The sequence below is a fragment of the Deinococcus sp. YIM 134068 genome, from assembly GCF_036543075.1.
GTDB classification, from domain to species: Bacteria; Deinococcota; Deinococci; order Deinococcales; family Deinococcaceae; genus Deinococcus; species Deinococcus lichenicola.
Genome location: NZ_JAZHPF010000005.1, coordinates 1 through 15,000, shown reverse-complemented (window position 1 = coordinate 15,000; position 15,000 = coordinate 1). Strand labels below are relative to the sequence as shown.

16 protein-coding genes (1 of these 16 only partly in view) are annotated in these 15,000 nt (G+C 70.9%); 7 read left to right on the top strand and 9 right to left on the bottom strand.

The features are described 5' to 3' along the window. A protein-coding gene (gene fni / locus V3W47_RS06970; protein ID WP_331824474.1) for a type 2 isopentenyl-diphosphate Delta-isomerase crosses the window boundary here: on the top strand, positions 1-250 show its 3' portion. It extends 794 nt beyond the left edge of the window; 250 of the gene's 1,044 nt are visible here — the last part of the coding sequence; its start codon lies off the left edge, out of view; the stop codon is at positions 248-250. A 108-nt stretch (positions 251-358) separates the two neighbouring features. On the opposite strand, the gene alr is transcribed toward fni, so the two are convergent. Continuing rightward, entirely contained in the window at positions 359-1,447 is a 1,089-nt protein-coding gene (gene alr, locus V3W47_RS06965; protein WP_331824473.1) for an alanine racemase, read from the bottom strand. A 435-nt stretch (positions 1,448-1,882) separates the two neighbouring features. Here alr and V3W47_RS06960 point away from each other — a divergent pair, with 435 nt between their 5' ends. Together V3W47_RS06960 and V3W47_RS06955 are read left to right on the top strand one after the other, a co-directional pair. Continuing rightward, positions 1,883-3,829, top strand: a complete 1,947-nt coding sequence (locus tag V3W47_RS06960; RefSeq protein ID WP_331824472.1) for a hypothetical protein — start codon at positions 1,883-1,885, stop codon at positions 3,827-3,829. A 478-nt stretch (positions 3,830-4,307) separates the two neighbouring features. Beyond that, positions 4,308-4,751: a hypothetical protein gene (locus V3W47_RS06955; protein ID WP_331824471.1), complete on the top strand. Its 444-nt coding sequence runs from the start codon at positions 4,308-4,310 to the stop codon at positions 4,749-4,751. Between the two features lie 25 nt (positions 4,752-4,776). On the opposite strand, the gene V3W47_RS06950 is transcribed toward V3W47_RS06955, so the two are convergent. Then, positions 4,777-5,439 (bottom strand): ABC transporter ATP-binding protein, encoded by a 663-nt coding sequence (locus V3W47_RS06950; protein ID WP_331824661.1) that lies wholly within the window; start codon positions 5,437-5,439, stop codon positions 4,777-4,779. Between the two features lie 59 nt (positions 5,440-5,498). Further along, on the bottom strand, positions 5,499-6,659 hold the full coding sequence (locus tag V3W47_RS06945) for an ABC transporter permease (RefSeq protein WP_331824470.1): 1,161 nt from the start codon (positions 6,657-6,659) through the stop codon (positions 5,499-5,501). 190 nt (positions 6,660-6,849) lie between these two features. Here V3W47_RS06945 and V3W47_RS06940 point away from each other — a divergent pair, with 190 nt between their 5' ends. Beyond that, positions 6,850-7,356: a PH domain-containing protein gene (locus V3W47_RS06940; RefSeq protein WP_331824469.1), complete on the top strand. Its 507-nt coding sequence runs from the start codon at positions 6,850-6,852 to the stop codon at positions 7,354-7,356. Beyond that, entirely contained in the window at positions 7,353-8,336 is a 984-nt protein-coding gene (locus V3W47_RS06935; RefSeq protein WP_331824468.1) for a hypothetical protein, read from the top strand. Before V3W47_RS06940 ends, V3W47_RS06935 begins: the two co-directional genes overlap by 4 nt. A gap of 141 nt (positions 8,337-8,477) precedes the next feature. Here V3W47_RS06935 and V3W47_RS06930 read toward each other — a convergent pair whose 3' ends face one another. The 5 genes from V3W47_RS06930 to V3W47_RS06910 form a co-directional block, all read right to left on the bottom strand. Beyond that, the gene (locus tag V3W47_RS06930; protein ID WP_331824467.1) at positions 8,478-10,076 is read right to left on the bottom strand and encodes a HAMP domain-containing protein; all 1,599 of its coding nucleotides are present in this window, start codon (positions 10,074-10,076) and stop codon (positions 8,478-8,480) included. A gap of 91 nt (positions 10,077-10,167) precedes the next feature. Further along, positions 10,168-10,590: a DUF8082 domain-containing protein gene (locus V3W47_RS06925; protein ID WP_331824466.1), complete on the bottom strand. Its 423-nt coding sequence runs from the start codon at positions 10,588-10,590 to the stop codon at positions 10,168-10,170. Further along, positions 10,587-11,423 carry a hypothetical protein gene (locus V3W47_RS06920; RefSeq protein ID WP_331824465.1) on the bottom strand — a complete coding sequence of 279 codons (837 nt, stop codon included), beginning with the start codon at positions 11,421-11,423 and terminating at the stop codon, positions 10,587-10,589. The genes V3W47_RS06925 and V3W47_RS06920 overlap by 4 nt, the downstream gene beginning before the upstream one ends. Before the next feature lie 266 nt (positions 11,424-11,689). Beyond that, the gene (gene abxC / locus V3W47_RS06915; protein ID WP_331824464.1) at positions 11,690-12,340 is read right to left on the bottom strand and encodes a monothiol bacilliredoxin AbxC; all 651 of its coding nucleotides are present in this window, start codon (positions 12,338-12,340) and stop codon (positions 11,690-11,692) included. A gap of 178 nt (positions 12,341-12,518) precedes the next feature. Then, the gene (locus tag V3W47_RS06910; protein WP_331824463.1) at positions 12,519-12,986 is read right to left on the bottom strand and encodes an Rrf2 family transcriptional regulator; all 468 of its coding nucleotides are present in this window, start codon (positions 12,984-12,986) and stop codon (positions 12,519-12,521) included. Positions 12,987-13,116: 130 nt separating this feature from the next. Between V3W47_RS06910 and V3W47_RS06905 the strand changes: the two genes are divergently transcribed. Together V3W47_RS06905 and V3W47_RS06900 are read left to right on the top strand one after the other, a co-directional pair. Then, a complete protein-coding gene (locus V3W47_RS06905; RefSeq protein ID WP_331824462.1) occupies positions 13,117-13,332 on the top strand; it encodes a hypothetical protein in 216 nt (71 codons plus the stop codon). After that, positions 13,329-14,243, top strand: coding sequence for a DNA methyltransferase (locus tag V3W47_RS06900; RefSeq protein ID WP_331824461.1), 915 nt, complete (start codon positions 13,329-13,331; stop codon positions 14,241-14,243). The genes V3W47_RS06905 and V3W47_RS06900 overlap by 4 nt, the downstream gene beginning before the upstream one ends. Here the strand turns inward: V3W47_RS06900 and V3W47_RS06895 are convergent. Beyond that, positions 14,155-14,799 (bottom strand): hypothetical protein, encoded by a 645-nt coding sequence (locus V3W47_RS06895; RefSeq protein WP_331824460.1) that lies wholly within the window; start codon positions 14,797-14,799, stop codon positions 14,155-14,157. The two genes, V3W47_RS06900 and V3W47_RS06895, sit on opposite strands and share 89 nt — an antisense overlap. Positions 14,800-15,000: the final 201 nt, after the last annotated feature.

Sequence of the window (15,000 nt, the reverse complement as noted above, 5' to 3'; positions counted from 1 at the left end):
ACGCGCCGCACCACATACGCCGTTGATCGCCTCCGGAGGCATCCGCACCGGCCTCGACGCCGCCCGTGCCCTCGCCCTCGGCGCGCGGGTGGTGGCGGTGGCCCGGCCCCTTCTCGAACCGGCGCTGGAGAGCGCGGAGGCGGTGGAGGCGTGGCTGACGCGTTTCGTCCACGAGTTGCGGGTGGCCCTGTTCGTTGGCGGGTACGCGAGTGTGGACGTGGTGCGGGGAACGGCGGCAGGGGTGGAGTGAGTGGGGAGGACAGGTCTTGAACTTGTCTCCCCGGTGGGAGCAAGAGAGGTCGCGCCTGAACTCCCCGGCGTCTGCCCCTGATCTGATGAGCGAAGGTCCGGGCCTCCCTCACCCTCCGACCGCTTCCGCGTCCTCTCTTTCTGCTTCTACCACCCGCTCCACCCGCGCCCCCACTCCGGTCAGCACCTCGTACTCCACCGTACCTCCCCACGCGGCCACGTCCGTCACCGTGACTTCACCCGCGCCCCAGACCTCGGCCCAGTCGCCGGGGCGCACGTTCAGGCCCGTCACGTCCACCATGAACTGATCCATGCAGATGCGGCCCAGCACGGGGCGGCGCTCGCCCGCCACGAGGACGTGGGCGCGGCCCGTGGCATTGCGGGGGTAGCCGTCCGCGTAGCCGAAGCCCACGGTGGCGACGGTCGTCTCCCGCGTGGCCCGCCATAGCCCGCCGTAGCTCACGCTCTCGCCGGGGCGGACGGGGTGGACGTGGGTGACGCGGGCGCGCAGGGTCATCACCGGGATCAGGGGTGCGACCTGACGCAGATGCGCGGGCGCGAACCCGTAGGCGGCGAGGCCGGGGCGCGCGAGGCCCAGGCCCGGCAGCGGCCCGAGACTCAGCACCCCGCCCCCGTTCGCCGCGTGGGCGAGGACGGGGGGCAGATGGGCGAGCACCCCCCGGAAGCGAGCGAGCTGCTCGTGCGCGAAGCTCAGGTCCGGCTCGTCGGCGGTGGCGAAGTGGGTGTACGCGCCCTCCAGCAGTCCCCGTTCGGCGAGGCGTCGCCCCACAGCTGCGGCCTCCTCCGGGCGGGCACCGAGGCGGTTCATGCCGGTATCGACCTTCAGGTGCGCGCGGGCGTGGGCGGGCAGGGCGTCCGCCTCCTCCACGGACGCGACGGGCAGCCGCACGCCGAGGTCGGCGAGGGGCCGCACCTCCTCCGGCGTGGGCGGGGTGAGGAGCAGGATGGGCTTGCCGAGGCCCAGCGCCGCGAGGGTCGCCGCCTCGCGGGGCACGGCTACCCCAAAACCCCACACGCTGGGATGACGGGCCGCCACGCGCGCCACCGCCTCCAGCCCGTGCCCGTAGGCGTCGGCCTTGACGGGCAGGAGCAGCCGCGCCCCCGCCCGCCGCGCGAGCGCCGTCAGGTTGCCCGCCAGGGCGGTTTCGGAGATCAGGGCCTGGGCACGGGCGAACATCCCCCGCATGGTAGGCGTCCGGTGGGGGAGGCGTCACGGATGGTCGGACGGGCTGGGAGCGTGGTCGAGCGGAAGGTTTATGGGAACGGGTGTCAGAGGCTGATTCCGCTGGCCTTTCCTTTGAACGCCCGATGTGACCTGCGGATCGGGCAAAAGGAGTGTTCTGACCGTCTGAGAAAAGGGCGAGCGTGGCTCGCTCCCCCTCTCCCCGACCCCCTCCCGCAAGGGGAGAGGGAGAAACAGGGCTGTTCCGCACGCCGACTCTGTAGTACACATCAGGCGTTACAGGACGAGTCGTCCCAGACCCACGTGAGGGGCGGAGCAGGCCCGCCGCGTGGAGCGTCCCCGCCTTCCGAACTCGGCAGGGACACCCCTGGACGGGGGAAGTGACCCGGCAGTTTTTCAGACCGAGCGCCCCGTGTATGCTGACCTCACGTGACCCCGCGCCGCGCCCTTCCCCGCACCGCGCTCGTGACCCTGGCCGTCCTGGCGGGGGGATGGGCTGCGGCTCAGGGAAGTCCGGCCTCGGTCGGTCTCCTGCCCCTCGTGTCGGTCGGGCAGGGGTGGCCGCAGACGCAGGAGACGTATGTGATCCGTGTCGGCGCGGCAGATGCGGGCAAACCGCTGGGGCTGGAGGCCTACAGCCCCGGCTTCAACCTCGCCGATAACTCACAGAACCGGGGCAACTTCCTGGGGGACGAACCGCCGGGCGGGGGGGTGCCCGCCGAGAGCACCTTCACCCTCACCGGCCCCGGCGGCACGGTCGCCGAGCGGCGCTTCCCGGCGGGCCGCGAGCACACCTGGGAGAGCCTCTACGGAGGTGGCCTTCCGGCGGGCACCTATACCCTGCGCGTGGGGAGCCGGGGCGGCAAGAACGCCTTCGCGTTGCGGGTCGCCCCGCCCTTCGTGCTGGAGACGAGCGCCTTCTCGGTGGGCGCGCGGGGCAGCGAGAGCGCCCCCCTCCTCGCCGCCCGGCTGAACGTGACCGCCGACTGGGTGGGCAAGGTCCTCACGGTCTCCAACTACGACATCGACGGCGCGCGGGAGGCCGAGACATGGGTCGTCCTGCCCGGCGGACGGCGGGTGAACCTCACGCCCAGCGAGAACGGGCGCGCGGCCACCGACCGCTTCACCGTCGCCGCCGACGCGGTGGGCGAGTGGCAGGTCTTCCTGCGGGCGCTCCCGACGACGCGCCAGCCCTCCAACGCGATTCGCTACGCCTTCCGGCTGGGCGGGCAGCTCGTGCGGGCGCGGGTGGGCGGCTTCACGCCCCCGGCGAACGCACGGCTCACCAATCAGCTCCTCGTGGACGTGGTGGACCCCCAGGGCCGCCCCATCCCCGGCGCGAGTTACACGCTGGTGGGCGGCAACGTCGTGCGGCCCAACCTCCCCGAAGGGTACGTGCCCGTGGGCAGCACGATTCTGGAGGGCACCGCCAACATCGTCTCGCCGACCGAGATTCGTTACCAGCCCGGCTTCAACCGCCTGCGTTTCGTGGCGCGGATTTCACGCGGACAACTGACCGTGGAGGCCGTCGCCGTGTACGGCACCCAGCGGCTGCCGCTGACGGGCCTGACCGTCGGGGTGGGGGGGCAGACGGTGAGGACGCCCGGCAGCGTCGTCCTGCGCCCCGGCGACTACCCCCTCACGCCCGCCGCGCTGCCGGGGGCCACCCTCGCCCCCCTCCCGCCCGTCCGCGTGCCCGACAACGGCACGGCCCGCATCACGCTGGAGTACGGGGTGCAGGCCGAGGTCACGCTCGTCACGACGCCCGACGTGGTGGGCGCGTGCGACGTGACGCAGCTCACCGCGACGGCCCGCACCGAGTTCCCCTACCGCGTGCCGGGCCGCCTGCGCCTCACGCTGCCGACGGGCTGGGCAAGCGACTACCCGCTGGAGGCACCGGGGGAGTTCGACGCCTCGTCCCCCCTGCGCCTGCGGGTGCCCGTGCGGGTGTGCCGTTCGGGCAGCGCCGAGGCCCTGCTCGACCCCCTGGGTCTGCGGACGACCGGGCAGGCGCGGGTCCGCAACCCCGGCGGGGCCAACGTCACCCGCGCCGTGCAGGGCGGGGGCCGGGCGCGGCTCGACAAGACCGTGGAACCCGCCGCCGGGCGCGGCTACACCGTCACCCTGACGCTGACCGTGGACCGCGCCCTCCAGAACGTGCGCCTCACCGACCCCCTCCCCGCCGGGGGAGCGGTGCCCGCCACGCGAAGCCCCGTCACTGTGCGCGGTCCCGCCATTGCGGGCGTCACCCCCCGTCTGGAGGGCAACACCATCGTCCTCGCCCGCGTCGTCCCCGGCACGTACACCCTGACCTACACCCTCGTCACCGACCAGCCCGCCGATCAGGTCGTCACGCCGCCCGACCTGAGCTGGTGAGGGGCGGCTTCGGGGTCGTCAGTCGCCAGAGGGAGGGGCAACGTGCCACAAAAGGGGTCGTTCTCCCTCTCCCCCTGCGCGAGAGGGCGCGACGTGACGACGCCATCGCTAGGAAGATGCCCTCGCCCGTCCATCGGCCTCCCAACGCCATGCCTGTTCACCCCCTCCCAGCCTCCCCCCAGGGGACGCCTGATGTGCAAGAGAAAGTAGGCGTCCTAGACGTGCTTTCTTCTCCCTTCCTCCTTGTGGGGGAGGGTCGGGGAGGGGGGTGACGAGCGGCGCTCGTCTTCCTGCGGGACGGCGAAAACGCCTCAACTCCCCGACGTGCAATTCACATCTGGCGTTCAAGGGGGAGGGGCACCAACGAGACGTGGCGGCCCTTCCTGCCTTTCCTGGCGGCTGGCGACTCCCCCTCCCCCGTCCCACCATTGTGGAAAAAGACGACCCCATCCCTTGATTTTTGAGTTACCCTGTCCTCATGAGGCGTTTGTGCCTGTGGCCCGCCGTCGCCGCGCTGCTGAGCGCGTGTGGCGCGCTGGGAACGCCGCTCACCCCCACTGCCGGGGACCTGCTCGCCGCGCCGACAAGCCTGCAAGTCGGGAGCCGCCGCCTGAGCGCCGAGGCCGCACCGTCGCTGAGTGACGACCTCTTCCGCGTGCGGGTGCAGGTGCGGACGAAGCGGGGCAGGGTGCCCGCCCTCGCCGTGACGGGCGTGTACGTCGTCACCGAGAACGGCGTGTGGACCGCCCCCGTCGCCGAGCGCGACCGCCGGGACTGCGGTGGGGACCGCTGCCTCCAGGGGACCGGGCGCGGGGCCGCCGATGGCCTTCATCCCGGCGAGGGCGTGCAGGTCGTCGTGAGTCTGGAGGACGAGACGGGCCGGGTGCTGTGGCTGCGGGACGCGCGGGCGAGGGTGGAGTGAGCGGTCAGCCGTCAGCGGTCAGCGATCAGCCGTCAGGAGTCACCACCCCGTCGCGCACCCGCAAGGTGTAATCGGCGAGGGCCGCCACGTCCCGGTCGTGGGTGATGAGGAGGACGGTGCGGCCTGAGCGCGCGGGGCCGAGGAGAAGTTCGAGGACGCGCTCCCCGGTGCGGGTGTCGAGATTCCCGGTCGGTTCGTCGGCGAGGAGGAGGCGCGGGTCGCGGGCCAGCGCGCGGGCAACGGCCACCCGCTGCGCCTCCCCGCCCGACAGTTGCGAGGGCAGGTGCCCGGCCCGTGACCCCAGCCCCACCCCGTCCAGCAGCGCCCGCGCCCGCTCGCGCCGCTCACGGGTGGGCACGCCCGCCAGCGTCATGGGCAACTCCACGTTCTCCAGCGCGGTGAGGATCGCCACGAGGTTGTGGTTCTGGAAGACGAAGCCGTAGTTCGCCAGCCGGAAGTCCGCCCGCCCCGCCTCGGAGAGCGCGTGCAGGTCGGTGCCGTCCACCGTCACCCGCCCCGTGGTGGGGGTGTCGAAGCCCGCGAGCAGGTTGAGCAGCGTGCTCTTGCCGCTCCCGCTGGGGCCGACCACCGCCGTCAGACCGGGCGGAAAGGCGTGCGTGAAGGGCGCGAGGGCCGTCACTGTACCCTCGCCGCTGGGGTAGACCCGCGACAGGTTTTCCACGCGCAGGCCGCCGCCGTTCGCCTCCTCGGCTGACGGCTGAGGGCTGACGGCTGACCGCTCCCCCCTCACACTCGCCCCAACGCTTCCGTGATCTGGAGGCGGCTCGCGCTCCGGGCCGGGAGGAGGCCGGACACCAGCCCCAGCAGCAGGCTGATGCCCAGCGCCAGCAGCGTCAGCCGGGGCGTGAGGGCCGCCGCGTCGATTCCGGCGAGGTTCTGCGTGTAGGCGTTCACGGCCCAGATGCCGCCCAGCCCCAGGATCAGGCCGCCCACGCCGCCCGCCAGCGCCAGCAGCAGCGACTCGGTGAGGACCAGCGCCCGCACGAACGCGGGCCGCGCCCCGATGGCCCGCAGGGTGCCGAACTCGCGGGTGCGCTCGAAGACGCCCATCATGACCGTGTTCGCCACCGCCAGCCCACCGACGATCAGGGCGATCAGGGAGATGCCGAAGCGCACCGCGTCGCTGATCCGCAGCGCCCGCTCCACGAAGGAGAGGAAGTCCGATTGCGTCTGCGCCTCCAGATTCAGCCGCTCACCGAGCGTGGTCGCCACCGCCCGCGCGTTCCGGGGGTTGTCTAGCCCCAGCGCGACGAGCGACACCCGGCCCAGCGCCCCCTCCGCCCGTTGCAGGGTGTTCAGCGGCAGGAAGATGAAGGAGTCCACCAGCCCCGACTCCGGCGCGAGGACGCCGACCACCCGCACCCGGTTGCGGCGGTTGAGGTTGAGGACCGAGCCGACCCGCAGCCGCAGGTTCTGCGCCGCCTTCGCCCCGACGACCGCCACGCCCCGGCCCTCGTCCGCCGCCGCCAGCGCCCGCCCGGAGGCCGGAGTCACCTTCGGGAAGACCACGCCGATGCCCTGCGCCGCCGGGAGACCGTACAGCACGACGCTCTGCGTCACGTCCAGGCTGCCGCGCACCGTCATCACGACGGGCGTGACGGAGGTGATGCCCAGCTCGCCCGCCAATTTCTGAATGTCCTCCACCGCCGTCTGCGGCAGGTTCGGCTGGGGCGCGAAGCCCTGCGAGAAGCCGCTGAGGCTCACCTGCACGTCCGGCCCGATGCCGCCGAGTTCCGCCGTGAAGACCTTGCGGATGCCCTCGCCCAGCGACAGGAAGACCACCATGCTCGCCACCGCCACCGTGATCCCCAGCGCGGTGAGCAGCGTCCGCACCGGACGGCGGGTGAGTCCCCGCCACGCCAGCGCCCAGATATCCGACCCTTTCACGCGCCCCAGGCTACGCCGTTGGGGAGGGGAGGACGGCGGGAACGGTTGCGGTTGGGGATGGCGACGGAGGAGTTTGCTCCTCCCCCCTTGCGGGAGAGGCCGGGTGGGGGGTGGCAAGCGACGCTTGCCCAGTTGTGGGACGGGAAGAACCTTTCCACGCCTCCCATCTGCCCCCGCTACACTGCCTCCCATGAGCGAAGTTGTGCCAGTCGCGCGGGCGGAGTCCTCGCCGGCCTTGCGGCTGCTGATGTGGGGTGCGCTGCTGGTCCTCTTGGCAGCCGCCCTCGTGCCAGTGAGCTGGGAGGAACCTCCGCCGCGCTGGCCGCTGCTGGCCCTGGCCGCCGGATTGGCCGTATGGTTTCAACTCGCACCGCGCCGCCTCGCCTATACACTGGAGTCGAACGCCCTCATCATTACCCGCCTGACAGGCCGCACTGTCCTTCCCTACACGCAGATCACGGCGCGGCGCTCGGCGGGACGGCTGGGGATTCGGACCTTTGGCACGGGTCTGCCCGGTTATCTCACCGGACATTTCACCTTCGGGCCGGATACCGTCTCACGAGTTCAGGCGGCGGCGAGCCGGAGTGCGGAAGGCGTGGTCGTGGAGCGCGGGGGCACGGCCTTCTTCCTCACCCCCGCCGACCCGGACGCCTTCCTGCGGTCGCTGGCGGAACGCGGCGTCACGGTGACGGCGTGACCCTGACCCTCCTGCCCGACCTCGGCGACCTGCTGCGGCTGCACCCCCAGTACAACGCGGGGACGGTGGTGGAACTCCTGCGTTTCCTGCGCGCATCCGAGGTCATCTGGGCGACTGGCCCCGACCCCGACCATCCCCTGCGTGACGCCCTGCCCGCCGCCCGTATTTGGGTGCGGGAGGTGGAGACGGGCGAGGTGCCCGGTCAGGCCGACGCCGAGCACGACCAGCTCGTGTCCTTCCTCGGGCAGTACCCCCAGGGCCGCGAGCGGTTGCGGGCGGCCTCGGCGGCGGAGCGCGAGTTCGCGGCGGTGGTCACGGCCCCGCTGACCCCCTCCCGCGCCCTGAGCGCCGAGGTTCTGGACGCCGCCCGGACCTACCACGCGGCCCTCCGCACCGCCCTCGACGAGGGACCGGGCACCCGCTGGCGGGAGCGGCGGCTGGACACGCTGACCGCCGCGCTGACCGGGGAGACGGGAGTTGTCCTCGCCCCGCTGGACGATCTGCCCGACCTGCTGGAGCGACTGCCGAACGCGCGTCTGCCCGACCTGAGCATCTTCACCCCCGGCGAGGTCAGCCGCCTGCGCGCCCTCGCCGACCGGGCGTGGCAACTGCGGGAGGACGACGACCCGGCGGCGCTGCTGGAGGCGCTGGCCCGCGAGGAGGGCGACCCCATTACCCCGAGGGCGGAACTGGACGCCGCCGCCGCGAGCCTCCACCTCGCCTTCGGGGACCTGGAAAGCGCCCGCGCCCTGCTGGAACGGGCCGCCCACGCCCTCACCGACGACCTGCCCCGCAGCCTCCCCGGCCTCGTCCTCGCGCGGCTGGGGCAGGTCCGCGACGCGCAGGGCGACCGTGACCTCGCCCGGCGCACCTATCAGGCCGTCCTCGCCCTCGGGTACGCGCCCGCCGTCGCGCGGGAGGCGGCGGAGGCGGGATTGCGGGAGGCGTTCCGGCTGGCGGAGGAGTCGTCCGGTCCCTGAGCACGGTCCTCCGTTCCGCCCTGGGGGGAAAGCACCCCCTTCAACTCATGGGCCACCGCTGTGAGAGGGGCCTGACACGGCGACAGGGCACCCGACGATGTGGCCGGATGCCCTGGGAGCGCGGGGAGGGGGAGGGTGGGACTACGCCCGTTTGCGGCGGCGCAGGCGGTCCATCGCGGCTTCGAGGCTCAGGCGCATGCGCTCCAGGGCCTGCGCGAGGTCGCCGATCTCGTCGTTGCGGTTCTGCTGCACGGGGCGGGTGAGGTCGCCCATCGAGATGGCGTCGGCGACCTTGACAAGTTGCTCGATGGGCCGCACGACCTGGCGGGCGGTGCGGACCGCGAGGGACGCCGCCAGGACGAGCGCCAGCAGCGCGATGGCGAGGACCAGCAGCAGCCGGTTACGCAGGGTGATGGCGGATTGCGTGTTGTCGACGCCCACGGAGATGCGGTAGAGCAGGCCGGGATTCTCCTCGCTGGCGGCGATGGTGGTGCGTCCGCCGCCGTCTTGCTCCACGACGCCCAGGCGGCTCACGACGTAGCTCGCGCGGGTGGACTTCTGGTTGGCCGGGTCCTCGGCGAGTTGCCCCAGCCGGGTGGCCTGCGCGGAGTCGCCCGCGCCGACCTCGGTGAGCTGGGCGAGCTGCTCGCGGTAGGCGTCGGCGGGGCTGCCCTTCGTCACGAAGGTGCCCGTTTCGGGGTTCTCGGCGAGGAACCCGGCGACCCGGCCTTGCAGGGGGCCGTCGAGTTCCGGGGTCGCGCTGCGGAAGTAGGTCGTGCCGTCGGGCAACTCCACTCGAACGAAGCCCACCGTCGAGCGGCGCAGCAGGGTGTCGAGCTGGGCATTCACCGTCTCCTGGTCGCGGGTGTCGAGGCCCGTACCCACGGCGATGGCGACCGCCTGCGCGTTCTGCTGCACGAGCTGACGCTGCACGTTGGGCATGATCGCCGTCAGGAGGCCCAGCGTCACGATGCTGGAGAGCACCAGCGGGGCGAGTGCCGCAAAGGTCACTTGCCGCACGAGGCTGCGGCGTGGCCCCAACTGGGCGCGCGGCTCCTCCGACACGGTGGTCAGGTACGTCTCGCCCGCCGCCTCCGGCTTCTCCTCGGCACGGGACGTGTCCTGAATCGTCAGCGCGCCCGTGAAGTCCGCCCAGGCGTCCCCCTCCGCCGGGGCGACCGTCACTGGGGCGACCGTCACTGGGGCGACCGTGACCGGGACGACGAGGCCGGGGTCCGCCAGGGGAGAGGGCGGTGCAAAGGGGTCGGAGGCGAAGGGACCAGCCGCGAAGGGGTCCGTCCCGAACGGATCGGGGGTGAAGGGGTCCGCCGGGGTCCTCGCCGGGGCGTCCGCGACGGCGGCAGTGCCCGCCCCGACGCCTGTTCCCCCGAAGGGCCGGGCGAAGGGTTCGGGTGCGAGGACCACGCCATCAGCGGGTTCGGGGGCCACGCGCCGGGGGGCCGGGGCCGGGGCCGTCTCCGGGGTGGCGAAGGCGGCGGGCAGCACCGTGGTCTCGTCGCGCACCTCCTCCAGCGCGGCGGGCACGCCCACGTCCTGAAGGACTTGCAGCAGCAGTTCCGCGCGGGGACGCCCGGTGGGCTTCATCAGGCGGCCCGCCCGCCGGGCGGCGAGGCGCGCGGCCTGCTCGGGGGAGAGGTGGAAGCGCGTCACGAGCTGCTCTTCGAGTGCCGGACGTACCCCCTCCGGGACCGGTTGTCGGATCACGACCGTGTACTTCATGGGTTGCCTTTCCTGCCCGTGACGCCGGGCGAGCTGTGGGAGGGAGTGCGGTGGGGTGGGCGGTGAGGGGTGGAGTGGGACGGGAGGCTGTTCACGCGATGCCCCGCTCGCGCAGGTGGCGCACGAACGCCTGGACCTGCGCCTCGCTGAGTTGTGCGGCGACCGCCGAGAGCAGGGCACCCAGCGTCGCGCCGTCCCCGAGGTCGTCAAGGGCGTCCTCCACCACGAACGACCCCATCGGGCCGAGGATCGCCGTGACGCAGGCCGTCACCACGCGGGCGGAGGCCTCCGTCACGGGCTGGCCGCGCTGCGAGGCCCGGCCCGCCCAGCGGGCCGCCTGCGCGACCGCCTCCACCACGTCGGGCACCGTGACGCCGGCCCGCCGGGCCACCTCCATCACGCCCCGCACGCCGTCCACGTGGTGCAGCACGCGCCACAGGGCGAAGGGCAGAGGCGTCTCTTCGCGCAGACCGGGCGGCCACGTGGGGACGGTGCCGAGGGTGGGGGCGGTCATGCGCCCTCCAGCCCGGCGGCGGCCCAGCCCGGCCTCGCCCGCAGCTCTGCGAGGGGCAGGTCGGCGACGCCGACCCCCAGCCGCGCCAGCGTTCCCTGGAAGGCGGCGAGGAGCGCGGGCCGCAACTCGGCGGCGCTGACCCCCGGCTCGACGCGCAAGCGCCCGCCCTGCACCCCGACCTCCCGCGCGAAGGGGTCGAGGCAGGGATGCGCCCCAGCGAGGCGCACGCTGACCGCCCGCCAGGCCTCGTCGAGGGGGGTGTGGGCGTGCGTGGCGGCGATGACCTCCGTCCAGAAGGCGAGGAGTCCCGCCTCCTCGGTGCCGGGCGCGGCGAGGGTGTGGCACGGGGCACCCGTCGGGGGCAGGGAGCCGCCCAGCGGACGACCCCCCTCCCAGAAGGAGCAGGCCCCGCCCGCCAGCAGGACGCCGGAGAACACGCCGTCCTCCAGCACGCCCCGCGCGTCCGGCCAGGTGCCCGCGTCCTGCGGCTTGAGGTGGCGGCATACCCAGACGAGTTCGGCGACGGCGGGACCAAGCGCTGCGAGCGTCACCCGCGCGCGGGGCAGGGCCGCCGTCATGGCTCCCCAGGCGAGGTCGCCCGCCGCCGTGAAGCCGCCGCGCAGGCTGCCCCGCACCCAGACGAAGCGTGCCCACTTCGTCCCCTGCTGCGCCTCGAACACGCCGCTCAGCCCCTGCGATTGCCGCACGGTGAGGTCCAGCGTCACCTCCGTCCACGGGTAATGGTCGGTGTGCAGCCGTGCATAGACGGCCTGATCGAGGGGGAGGTCGAGCGGCGGGACGGGCGGAGTCGGGAGGGTGGGCGCGGTGGGCATGGGGGTCTTCCGTGAGGCAGGGGAGGGGGGAGGGAGCAGGCCGTGGTCCGTCACCGGAACTTCACGGTCTGGGGGGTGGACCCGTCCATCAGACCGCACCGGCTCTTACGGGCCGCTTACAGGGGTGGGGGTGCCGGGAGAGTTGCCAGTCGCCAGTCGCCAGTAGCCAGTCGCCAGAGGGGGGGCTGACGGAGTTGACTCTTCCCCAAAGCACGAAAAACCTGCCGCAGCGTGGAGCTGGGCAGGTTCGGGGGAAGGGGTGGAGTTCAGCCGAGTTCGGTCAGCAGGTCCTGAACGCGGGCACGCAGGTCGCCGCGCTCCTGGGGGGTGCCGAGCTGGTGCAGGCCGCCGTGATAGGCGTCGGGATCGCCGAAGAGGCGGGAGAGGGCCTCGAACTCGCGCTGGCTGCGGAGCGAGGCGTCGTCCCGGAAGAGGGTCACGTACTGGTCCTGAAAGGCCCACTCGCTCAGCTCGCCGCTCAGGAAGGCGCGCATCAGGCGGCGGTACGGCTCCACGTTGTCGTCGGTCGCCACCGCACCCTCGCCGCTACGTCGGGGCACCTGCGCCTCGAAGACGGGCGCGAGGGCCTGCTGGGTGATGTCCCAGTTGTTCACCTCGAACTGCGCCTCGCCGTTCTGGAACAGGATGAACTGCGGGCTGTGGTGCTGAATGCCGGTGCGCTCGGCCACGTGGTTGCTCGCGGGCCGCCAGTCCACCACGCGGATGAAGCCCACGGGCAGCTCGTGCTTTTGCAGGAACGTCTCCAGCACCCCGAAGCCCTGCATCGTCTTGTGGCAGGTCCCCGCCTTGAAAACCGCCGCCAGCGGGTACTCCGTCAGAAAGCTCTCCACCTCTTCGGGGGTCGTCAGGGGCACGAGCACCTGCTGTTGCTCCGTCTGCTGCGTCGTCTGCGTCATGCCCCCAGCATACGCCCCGCTTTAGAAAATGAAGTGAGGCGGAACACATGGGGCGGCCAGCAGCCAGTAGCCAGCGACCAGCAGGAGGCCCGATCTTCCAACGCCTGTCGAGGAAGCCAGAGCAAAGGCAGGCGTGTCCATATTGTGCTGGCGGCTGGAAGCTGGTCGCTGGCCGCTCCTACGCATTCGGCTTGAGTAGGTGCCCCAGACAATGCCCGTAGCTCACGCCCTGGCGCGCGTCGGTCACGAGGTCCTGCACGCTGAACTCCTGCAGCACGGCGAGCATGGCGTCGCGCATCCGGGTGTAGACGGTGGCGCGGGCATGGCAGCGGTTCTCCTCCACGCACGGCTCATGCCAGTTGAGGCTGATGCACGAGAGGGGAGCGACGGGGCCGTCAATCGCCCGGACGACCTCGCACAGGGAGATGAGGTGGGGCTTGCGGGCCAGCGCGTAGCCGCCGCCGATGCCCTTCTTGCTCTTGACGATGCCTTTGGCCGTTAGTGCCGCCAGAATCCGCACGAGGTACGGGCGGTGGACGCCGGTCGCGTCGCTGATCTCCTCGCTGGCGACCCAGCGGGCGGGATCCTGCATCCCCAGGAAGCCCAGCGCCTGAAAGGCGTATACGTCGGTGGCCGAGAGGCGCATGGGGGGAGGATAAGGCTTGTGACCTGTGGCGCGTAGCTTGGATGAGGAGGAAGGGCGCTGACCTCACCTCACCTACGCAGGGACAAGGGGAAGTAGACTTGTCTACGGGTAAATCTGTATACAAGGGATGATGAGCAAGGGCGATTCAGTGACTCCGGCCAAGCGCATCAGAATGTTGGGCGGACGGGTAACGCTTGAGGTCCACCGCGAGTTTCAGCAGCACCTGTTCAGAGCACAGGAGACACATCCTGACTTGACCCTACAGGACACATTGCCCGTCCTCGTTCGGTTGTTGCGGGATAAAGAGGTATGGCAGAAGTTCATGGTGGAACTGGAGAAGGAATGACGTACACCACACATCTTGCCAACTGCTTCGAATGGCTGGCGGCACAGCCCGAACACTCATTTCACGCTGTGCTGACTGACCCCCCATACAGCGTGGTCGATTTCAGCCCGACGGAAATTGAAAAAATGCGTCATGGGGTGGGTGGCATCTGGCGCATCCCGATGGAGATTGGTGGCAGTGTTCGCCGTCCACAGCCGCGCTTCACCGTCCTCACCACCGAACAGAAGCGGCAGGTCTATCAGTACTTCCGCGACTGGGGACAGGTTCTCAACCCTACCCTTGTCCCTGGGTCGCATGTCCTCGTGGCGACCAACGTCTTGCTGTCGTCACGTGTCCAGACTGCGCTGGAAGATGCTGGCTTCGAGTACCGGGGACAAATCCTCCGCCTGTACCGCCCTTTTCGGGGCGGTGACCGTCCGAAGGGCGCTGAGGAGCAGTACCCCGATGTCGCGGTCACGCTGCGTGGTGCTCACGAGCCGTGGCTGCTGTTCAGAAAGCCGCTGGCGGGGAAGCTGCGAGTGTCTGACAATCTGGCACGTTGGGGAACAGGAGCGCTGCGGCGGATCAACCGGGAAAAGCCTTTTGTGGACGTACTTCAGTCGGAGAAGACCCCGAAGGCCGAGCGGGACATAGCCGACCATCCCACCATCAAGCCGCAGTCATTGCTCCGACCGCTCGCCCGCCTGTTGCTGCCGATGGGCCACGGAGTCATCCTTGACCCCTTCATGGGGTCGGGGGCAACAGTCGCGGCGGCGCATTCACAGGGCTTCGATGCTGTGGGCGTCGAGCTTGATGAGCACTTCTACGGAGTGGCTGTGCAGGCTATTCCGGCTCTGGCTGCTGTGCAGGCAAGGGACTTCCTGGCGCTTCCTGACGAGGAGCAGCCCAACCCCCTTCAGGCTGCGGACTGACCCCTGTGGCCTCGTCCGCGTCGGGGGTGGAGTAGGCCAGCGCGTCGTATTGGTCATCATGCTGCGCGATGAAGGATAGGAGGCGCTGCACACCGTGGGTGGTTTGCTCAACATGCGCCAGTTGGTGCAGCAATCCCAGGACAGCACGGTTTTGCTTGTGCCAGTCCCAGCCTGCTACCTCGCGCAGCAACTGATCCTGGGTCAGCACCCGAATGCCCCGGCCCTCAAGATCGGCACAGGCATCATCGGTGATGGCGCGTACGAACGCGGTGGCGATGGTTTCCAATCCTTCCAGAGCTTCAACGAAGCTGCCCAGCTGTCTGCCGAGGTTGGCAGTGGTAATCTCCAGGTCCTTCACCTCAACAGAAAGTTCCAGGTCGAGGCCCATATACCCGTCAACATCACCGAAGCGCCTCTGCCGCGCCGAGCCTGTCCGCACCTTATCTGCGATCACGTCAAGATGCGGGTACTGCGCGACCACGTACCCAAAGGCGATGGCCTGAAATACCGCCCCACCGTTTTCCTGCCTGCTGGCGATACGGGGGTACTCACCCACGATCTTCTCAAACAGGCGAACACGTCCCACCGGACGGGTAAAAAACGTGTTCTGCGGCAGGTGTGTCAGACCAAACCTGACCGCCTGACAGAAAGTATGAGAAAGCGTCCCCGGTAGGGGACACTTTCTGTTTGTGACAACTGAAAATGCCGCCGGGGACGCTCCTCGACTCTACCAGGCTGTCCTGGCTCAGCTCCAGAC

What these genes read in the sequence shown, in the direction of transcription:
- alr (WP_331824473.1), bottom strand. Translation starts at nt 1,447, where the DNA reads ATGTTCGCCCGTGCCCAGGCCCTGATCTCCGAAACCGCCCTGGCGGGC.
- V3W47_RS06955 (WP_331824471.1), top strand. Translation starts at nt 4,308, where the DNA reads ATGAGGCGTTTGTGCCTGTGGCCCGCCGTCGCCGCGCTGCTGAGCGCG.
- V3W47_RS06940 (WP_331824469.1), top strand. Translation starts at nt 6,850, where the DNA reads ATGAGCGAAGTTGTGCCAGTCGCGCGGGCGGAGTCCTCGCCGGCCTTG.
- V3W47_RS06930 (WP_331824467.1), bottom strand. Translation starts at nt 10,076, where the DNA reads ATGAAGTACACGGTCGTGATCCGACAACCGGTCCCGGAGGGGGTACGT.
- V3W47_RS06925 (WP_331824466.1), bottom strand. Translation starts at nt 10,590, where the DNA reads ATGACCGCCCCCACCCTCGGCACCGTCCCCACGTGGCCGCCCGGTCTG.
- V3W47_RS06920 (WP_331824465.1), bottom strand. Translation starts at nt 11,423, where the DNA reads ATGCCCACCGCGCCCACCCTCCCGACTCCGCCCGTCCCGCCGCTCGAC.
- abxC (WP_331824464.1), bottom strand. Translation starts at nt 12,340, where the DNA reads ATGACGCAGACGACGCAGCAGACGGAGCAACAGCAGGTGCTCGTGCCC.
- V3W47_RS06910 (WP_331824463.1), bottom strand. Translation starts at nt 12,986, where the DNA reads ATGCGCCTCTCGGCCACCGACGTATACGCCTTTCAGGCGCTGGGCTTC.
- V3W47_RS06905 (WP_331824462.1), top strand. Translation starts at nt 13,117, where the DNA reads ATGAGCAAGGGCGATTCAGTGACTCCGGCCAAGCGCATCAGAATGTTG.
- V3W47_RS06900 (WP_331824461.1), top strand. Translation starts at nt 13,329, where the DNA reads ATGACGTACACCACACATCTTGCCAACTGCTTCGAATGGCTGGCGGCA.